The sequence below is a fragment of the Microbacterium sp. SCN 71-21 genome (assembly GCF_001725695.1).
Classification (GTDB): Bacteria; Actinomycetota; Actinomycetes; order Actinomycetales; family Microbacteriaceae; genus Microbacterium; species Microbacterium ginsengisoli.
In genome coordinates this window covers 1-7,057 of the sequence record NZ_MEGA01000122.1, presented here as the reverse complement: position 1 = coordinate 7,057, position 7,057 = coordinate 1, and the positions used below count along the sequence as shown (strand labels likewise).

The 7,057-nt window shown below is 70.2% G+C and carries 8 protein-coding genes; 5 read left to right on the top strand and 3 right to left on the bottom strand.

Annotation, left to right across the window (positions count from 1 at the left end; genetic code table 11):
• Positions 1 to 4: 4 nt before the first annotated feature.
• A complete protein-coding gene (gene fbaA, locus ABT08_RS12970; RefSeq protein WP_045248692.1) occupies positions 5 to 1,036 on the bottom strand; it encodes a class II fructose-bisphosphate aldolase in 1,032 nt (343 codons plus the stop codon).
• A gap of 158 nt (positions 1,037 to 1,194) precedes the next feature.
• Between fbaA and glpX the strand changes: the two genes are divergently transcribed.
• Entirely contained in the window at positions 1,195 to 2,184 is a 990-nt protein-coding gene (gene glpX / locus ABT08_RS12965; RefSeq protein ID WP_045248693.1) for a class II fructose-bisphosphatase, read from the top strand.
• A gap of 111 nt (positions 2,185 to 2,295) precedes the next feature.
• Positions 2,296 to 2,586 carry a UDP-N-acetylmuramyl pentapeptide phosphotransferase gene (locus ABT08_RS12960; protein ID WP_288115232.1) on the top strand — a complete coding sequence of 97 codons (291 nt, stop codon included), beginning with the start codon at positions 2,296 to 2,298 and terminating at the stop codon, positions 2,584 to 2,586.
• Here ABT08_RS12960 and ABT08_RS12955 read toward each other — a convergent pair.
• Together ABT08_RS12955 and ABT08_RS12950 are read right to left on the bottom strand one after the other, a co-directional pair.
• Complete coding sequence (locus ABT08_RS12955; protein WP_288115231.1) at positions 2,549 to 3,733, bottom strand: DNA recombination protein RmuC; 1,185 nt, start codon at positions 3,731 to 3,733, stop codon at positions 2,549 to 2,551. The two genes, ABT08_RS12960 and ABT08_RS12955, sit on opposite strands and share 38 nt — an antisense overlap.
• Before the next feature lie 31 nt (positions 3,734 to 3,764).
• A complete protein-coding gene (locus ABT08_RS12950) occupies positions 3,765 to 4,352 on the bottom strand; it encodes an exonuclease domain-containing protein (protein ID WP_288115230.1) in 588 nt (195 codons plus the stop codon).
• 102 nt (positions 4,353 to 4,454) lie between these two features.
• Here ABT08_RS12950 and ABT08_RS12945 point away from each other — a divergent pair, with 102 nt between their 5' ends.
• From ABT08_RS12945 to ychF, 3 genes are read left to right on the top strand one after another with little or no spacing between them, the layout of a single operon-like run.
• Positions 4,455 to 5,207: a class I SAM-dependent methyltransferase gene (locus ABT08_RS12945; RefSeq protein WP_288115229.1), complete on the top strand. Its 753-nt coding sequence runs from the start codon at positions 4,455 to 4,457 to the stop codon at positions 5,205 to 5,207.
• A 7-nt stretch (positions 5,208 to 5,214) separates the two neighbouring features.
• Positions 5,215 to 5,853 (top strand): dihydrofolate reductase family protein, encoded by a 639-nt coding sequence (locus tag ABT08_RS12940; RefSeq protein WP_045248698.1) that lies wholly within the window; start codon positions 5,215 to 5,217, stop codon positions 5,851 to 5,853.
• 11 nt (positions 5,854 to 5,864) lie between these two features.
• A complete protein-coding gene (gene ychF, locus ABT08_RS12935) occupies positions 5,865 to 6,935 on the top strand; it encodes a redox-regulated ATPase YchF (RefSeq protein WP_056519107.1) in 1,071 nt (356 codons plus the stop codon).
• Positions 6,936 to 7,057 lie beyond the last annotated feature (122 nt).

Sequence of the window (7,057 nt, the reverse complement as noted above, 5' to 3'; positions counted from 1 at the left end):
CGTGTCAGGCGCCGAGCGACTTGCCCGCAGAACCGAGCTGCTGCGTGGCCTCGACGACGCGCACGGCCATCGCCGACTCGGCGACCTTGCCCCAGGCGCGCGGGTCGTAGGCCTTCTTGTTGCCCACCTCGCCGTCGAGCTTGAGCACGCCGTCGTAGTTGGAGAACATGTAGCCGGCGATCGAGCGGGTGAACGCGTACTGCGTGTCGGTGTCGATGTTCATCTTCACGACGCCGTTCGCGACCGCGAGCGCGATCTCCTCGGGGGTCGAGCCCGAGCCGCCGTGGAAGACGAGGTCGAGCGGCTTGGGGCCGGTGCCGAACTTCTCGGCGATGCCGGCCTGGATCTCGCCGAGGAGCTCCGGGCGCAGCTTGACGTTGCCGGGCTTGTAGACGCCGTGCACGTTGCCGAAGGTCAGGGCCGAGATGTAGCGGCCCTTCTCGCCGAGCCCGAGGGCCTCGACGGCCTTGGTGACGTCACCCACGGTCGTGTAGAGCGCGTCGTTGGTGCCCTCGTGCTTGACGCCGTCCTCTTCGCCGCCGACGACGCCGACCTCGATCTCGAGGATGGCGTGGATGTTCTTGAGGCGGGGGAGGAGTTCGGCGGCGATGTCGATGTTCTCGTCGAGGGGCACCGCGGAGCCGTCCCACATGTGGGACTGGAAGATCGGGTTGCGACCGGCGCGCACCTCTTCCTCGGACGCCTCGAGAAGGGGCAGCACGAAGCCGGGGAGCGCGTCCTTCGGGCAGTGGTCGGTGTGCAGGGCGACGGTGATGTCGTAGTTCTTGGCGACCTCGGTGACGTACTTGGCGAAGGCCAGTGCGCCGGTGGCGCGGGCCTTGACGGTCTGGCCGGCGAAGTAGTCGGCGCCACCGGTGGTCACCTGGAGGATGCCGTCGGAGCCCGCCTCGGCGAGGCCCTGGAGGACGGCGTTGATCGTCTGCGAGCTCGACACGTTGATCGCGGGGTACGCGAAGCCGCCGGCCTTCGCGCGGTCGAGCATGTCGGCGTACTGATCAGGGGTGGCGACGGGCATGGGGGCTCCTTGAGTGAGGCGTCGTTTCCATGCGCAACTCTAGCGAAGGGGCCCGGATGCCGCGGCTCCGCCGCCGTGCGAAAGAAGCGGCGATCTTTCGGGGCTCAAGCGCCGAAAACGGCGGGGTTCGACACACTTCGATCGATAGGCTGGCGTCCATGGTGAGTCTGACCGCGGACATGAGCCCGCTGCATCCCGATCGAAACCTGGCTCTCGAGCTCGTCCGTGCCACCGAGGCCGCCGCCATCCGGTCGGTGCCGTTCATCGGCCGCGGGGCGAAGGAAGCGGCCGACGGTGCCGCCGTCGACGCGATGCGCGCGTTCCTCGGCACCGTCAACTTCGACGGCGTCATCGTCATCGGCGAGGGCGAGAAGGACAACGCCCCCATGCTCTTCAACGGCGAGCACGTCGGCACCGGTCGCGGCCCGCAGTGCGATGTCGCCGTCGATCCCATCGACGGCACGTCGCTGACGGCCGCGGGACGCAACAACGCGCTGTCGGTCATCGCCGTGTCCGACCGCGGCGCGATGCTCGACGCGTCGAGCGTGTTCTACATGGACAAGCTCGTCACGGGCCCTGCCGGCGTCGGCGTCGTCGACATCCGCCTGCCCATCGGCGAGAACATCCGCCGCCTCGCGAAGGCGACCGGCAAGCCGGTGGAGGAGATCGTCGTCTCGGTGCTGCACCGCGATCGTCACGAGCGTCTCATCGAGGAGATCCGCGAGGCCGGTGCGGGCACCCGCCTCATGTCGGACGGCGACGTCGCCGGCGGCATCAACGCGGCGCGGCACAACGCACGCACCGACATCTGCGTGGGTGTGGGCGGCAGCCCCGAGGGCATCGTCACGGCCTGTGCGATCAAGGCGCTCGGCGGCCACATTCAGGGGCGCCTCTGGCCCCGCAACGACGACGAGAAGCAGCGCGGTCTCGACGCCGGGCTCAAGTTCGACGATTTCGTCTACGAGGCCGACGATCTGGTCAAGGGAAACAACACGATCTTCGTGGCGACCGGAGTCACCGACGGCCAGCTCGTCGGCGGTGTGCGTCGCGAGGGCGACCACATCTACACCGAGAGCGTCGTGCTGCGCGGCGCATCGGGAACCCTCCGCCGCATCTCCTCGGAGCACCTCACCTCGAAGTGGCTCTGACGGTCCTCGACGACGTTTGCCACGGCGACACGACCCGGTGCGTCGGCGGCGGTCTGGCAGAATGAGACCGTCGCCCGCGCCCGCGGGCGGGCTTGCGTGAAGGGACAGAGGATGTCGGCACCCACCGGTTCCACTCCCGATTCCGCGACTCCGCAGACAGGTGCGATGAAGGTCGTCGCCGCCGCGGTCGACCCGGCGCGACGGCCGGACGTGCTGCTGCGCAAGCGGCGCCCCGAGGGCGAGCAGATGAGTGCGTGGTGGCCCATCGGCGCATTCGTCGTGATCTCGGCGATCGTGATCGCGCTCATGAACTTCGTGAGCCACTCGTCGCCAGCTGCTCGGACGGTCGCTTCGGCGGGCGCCGTCAGTCGTCGATCGCCGCGAGCAGTTCGGGTGCGGTGAGCCGACGCGGCGACTTCTCGATCGGTGCCGGTGCGATGACGGCGTCGCGCTTGGTCTCGTCGATCCCGGGGAACCTGCGCGCTGTCACGAGCACCCGCGACTCGAGCGAACCGGCGAAACCGTTGTAGGCGTCGACAGTGCGCTCGAGGGCTCGGCGGAGCGAGTCGGCGTGCCCGGCGAGACCGCCGAGCCGCTCGTAGAGCTGCGATCCCAGGTCGAACAGGGTGCGTGCCTCGGCGGAGACCTCCTGCTGCGTCCAGGTGAAGGCGACCGTCTTCAGCACCGCCCACAGGTTCACGGGCGACGCGAGCGCGACCCGTCTGGTGAACGCGTAGTCGAGCAGGGCGGGGTCTTCATCGAGGGCCGAGGCCAGCAGAGACTCGCTCGGCAGGAAACAGATGACGAACTCGGGGCTCGCGTCGAGGCCCGCCCAATATGCCTTCTTCGCCAGGGCGTCGATGTGGGCGCGCACCGCGCGGGCGTGCCGCGTCATGAGCGTGCGGCGGCGTTCGCCGTCGTCGCCGGTCGCGGTCAGCGCGATCACGGATGCCTCGAGGTAGGCGTCGAGCGGAACCTTCGCGTCGAGGGCGAGGGCCTTGCCGCCGGGAAGGCGCACTACCATGTCGGGACGGCCCGCACCGGCATCCGAGGACAGCGAACTCTGCAGGTCGAAGTCGACGTGGCGGGTGAGGCCCGCTGCCTCGACGACGCGACGCAGCTGCGTCTCGCCCCAGACGCCGCGTGTGGCGCCCGAGCGCAGCGCGCTCGCGAGCGACTCGGTCGTCGCGCGCAGCGCCTCATCCGATTCCTGTGCGCGGCGCAGCTGCTCGGCCAGGGAGCCGTATTGCGTCTGACGCTCCCGCTCGAGCTCGTCGACCCGGCGCCGCATCACGTGCAGCGTCTCGCTGACCGGCGCGAGCGCGCGCAGCACCGACTGGTCACGGCGCTCGCGATCGTCGCGCGTCTCGAGTTCGGCGCGCGCGTGTGCGAGCTCCTCCCGCGCTGCCGCGGTGGCGGCCTCCGCCGCTGCCACCCGCGCCCGCTGGTCGCTCTGGGCGCGGGCATACCGGGCGGATGCCACGGCCCACGCGACGACCGCGCCGATCACGGCGGCGACGATCGCGATCACGACGGTGGCGGCATCCATGGTCACAGTGTGGGGGAGGGTGCCGACATCGTCAGGCGGCGACGGCGGCGGGCTCGGCGAGGGTGCCGATGCGCACGCCCGCGAGCGCGGCGAGCTCGTCGATGTCACCGGCGCCGAGGCGTCGGGCGGCGTCGACCATGATGTGCGCGCAGGCCGCGGCATCCGCTGTCGCATCGTGGTGGGGGAACGGGCCGAACCCGGTCGCGTCGGCGACCGCCGGCAGACGGTACGACGGCAGGTCGTAGACGCGGCGCGCGACCTGCACGCTGCAGGCGTAGCGCGCCGGAGGGCACGCGTCACCGGTGGCCTCGCAGGCCCGCCGGATGACCGCCATGTCGAAGCCCGCGTTGTGTGCGACCAGCATGTCGTCGCCCGTGAAGCGCGCGAGAGCGGGCAGCTGCTCGGTCCAGGTCGGCGCGCTCTCGACATCGTCGGGGTGGATGCCGTGGATGCCCACGTTGATCTCGAAGAACCGGTCGTGGCCGGCGGGCGGGCGGATCAGCCAGCCCGCGGTCTCGACGATGCGTCCGTTGCGCACGCGTGCGAGCCCGACGGCGCACGCCGACGCACTGGAGGAGTTCGCCGTCTCGAAGTCGATCGCGGTGAAGTCCAAGGCCACGCTCCTACCGTGCGCCCGCGCGCCGGGACGTCCGGTGCGCCACGCCGACGACGGGCGGATGTCGCGCTGCGGCCGTCGTGCCCCCGGCGTAGGGTCGCAGACATGGCAGGCAGAGACCAGATGTCGACCTCGTTCGGTGCGGTGGCGGGGACCTATGAGGCCGGGCGACCCGACTATCCGTGGGAGGCGGTCGGGTGGATGCTCGAGCCCGCGCTCGACGGCGACCGCCCGCTGCGCGTCGCCGACGTCGGCGCCGGCACCGGGAAGCTCACCCGCGTCGTCGCGGCCGGTCGCGCCGAGGTCGTCGCGATCGACCCCGATCCGGCGATGCTCGCGCAGCTGCGCGACACCGTCCCCGGGGTTCCCACGTTCGTCGGCACCGCCGAGCAGCTGCCGCTGCCCGAGGCATCCGTCGACGCCGTCGTCCTGGGGCAGGCCTGGCACTGGGTCGACGTCGGGCCCGCCTCGGCCGAGATCGGTCGGGTGCTGCGCTCCGGAGGTGTGCTCGGACTGGTGTGGAACCTGCGCGACGATCGCGACCCGTGGGTACGTCGCATGACCGAGGTGATGCACGGCTCGAACGCCGAGAACATGATGGATGCCGGCGGCCCCAGGGTCGAGGCGCCGTTCGACGGTCTCGAATCCGAGGTGTGGGACTGGGCTCGGCCGATGACCGCCGAGCAGCTGTGGGCGATGATGCGCTCGCGCAGCTACATCATCACTGCCAGCCCGGCCGATCGCGGGGCCATCGAGGAGCGCTTCGCCGCGGTGCTCGCCGAGCGTCCCGAGCTCGCCGCGGGCGGCACCATCGACCTTCCGTACCGCACTCACGCGTTCCGCGCGCGACGGCCGTGAGCGCACGATGAACGGCCGCCCACTCACCGTCTGCAACTTCGTGACCGTCGACGGGCGCTACGAAGACGACACGCACGACATCGCCTCGTTCTTCGCGCACCAGCACCCCGACTACGCGGGCGCCGACACGTTCGACCACTACACGACCGCGCTCATGCGGGCCAGCGACACCCTGCTGCTCGCGGGACGGCGCTCGGCGCTGCAGAACCTCGCGTACTGGCGGTCGGTCGAATCGGATGCCGCCGCCACCGCGATCCGGCGGGAGTTCGCTGCGCTCATCCGTACGATCGAGGTGGTCATCGTCTCCGACACCGTGTCCGAGGCGGACCTCGCCGATCATCCGCAGGCGCGGGTGGTGCGTCGGGCCGAGGCCCGTGCGGAGGTCGCCGCACTGAAGCGGCGGGACGGGCGCGGCATCCTCGTGCTGCTGTCGCGGCTGCTGTGGAACGACCTGATGCACGCCGGTCTCGTCGACGAGCTGCACCTCGTCACCTTCCCGCTCATCGCGGGCACCGGCGTGCCGCTGTTCGATGCCAAGCCGGCCGTCGCGCTGAAGCTGCTCGAGACCCGCACGTGGACCGGAAGCGGCAACGTGCTCATGCGCTGGCGGGTCGATGCCGCCGAGTCGCGGCATCCGCGCCCGTAGACTGAACTCCCGTGGCTCTCACCATCGGAATCGTCGGACTCCCGAACGTCGGCAAGTCGACCCTCTTCAACGCCCTGACCAAGAACCAGGTTCTCGCCGCGAACTACCCGTTCGCGACGATCGAGCCGAACGTCGGCGTGGTGAACCTGCCCGACGTGCGCCTGCAGCAGCTCGCGGATGTGTTCCACAGCGAGCGGCTCGTGCCCGCCTCGGTGTCGTTCGTCGACATCGCCGGCATCGTGCGCGGCGCGAGCGAAGGGGAGGGGCTCGGCAACCAGTTCCTCGCGAACATCCGCGAGGCCGACGCCATCGCGCAGGTCGTGCGCGGCTTCGCCGACGCCGACGTGGTGCACGTCGACGGAAAGGTCGACCCGCAGGCCGACCTCGAGACGATCGGTGCCGAGCTGATGCTCGCCGACCTGCAGACCCTCGAGAAGGCGATCCCGCGCATCGAGAAGGAGGTCAAGGGCAAGAAGACCGATCCCGGTGTTCTCGATGCCGCGACCGCCGCGAAGGACGCCCTCGAGCGCGGCGTGCTGCTGTCGGCATCCGCACTCGACCTCGCGCCCATCAAGGAACTCGGGCTGCTCACCGCCAAGCCCTTCATCTTCGTCTTCAACGTCGACGAGTCGGTGCTGACGGATGCCGCCCGTCTCGCCGAGCTCGCGGCACTCGTCGCCCCCGCGAAGGCGGTGTTCCTCGACGCGAAGATCGAGTCCGAGCTCATCGACCTCGACCCCGAGGATGCCGCTGAGCTGCTGGCCTCCACCGGTCAGAGCGAGTCGGGTCTCGACCAGCTCGCGCGCGTCGGCTTCGACACGCTCGGGCTGCAGACCTACCTGACCGCGGGCCCGAAGGAGGCCCGCGCGTGGACGATCGGCAAGGGCTGGAAGGCCCCGCAGGCCGCCGGAGTGATCCACACCGACTTCGAGAAGGGCTTCATCAAGGCCGAGGTGATCTCGTTCCAGGACCTGCTCGACGCGGGGTCGGTCGTCGAGGCGCGCTCGCGCGGCAAGGCCCGCCTCGAGGGCAAGGAATACGTCATGCAGGACGGCGACGTCGTCGAATTCCGTCACAGTTAGGCATTTGGCGAAAGGGCAGGATGATCCGCTACAACCGCTCGACAATGTCGATCTACAGCGACGTGCGGACTGCGGCCGAGATCACGTCCGTTCTCGGCCTCGAACCGCACGACAGCCACGAC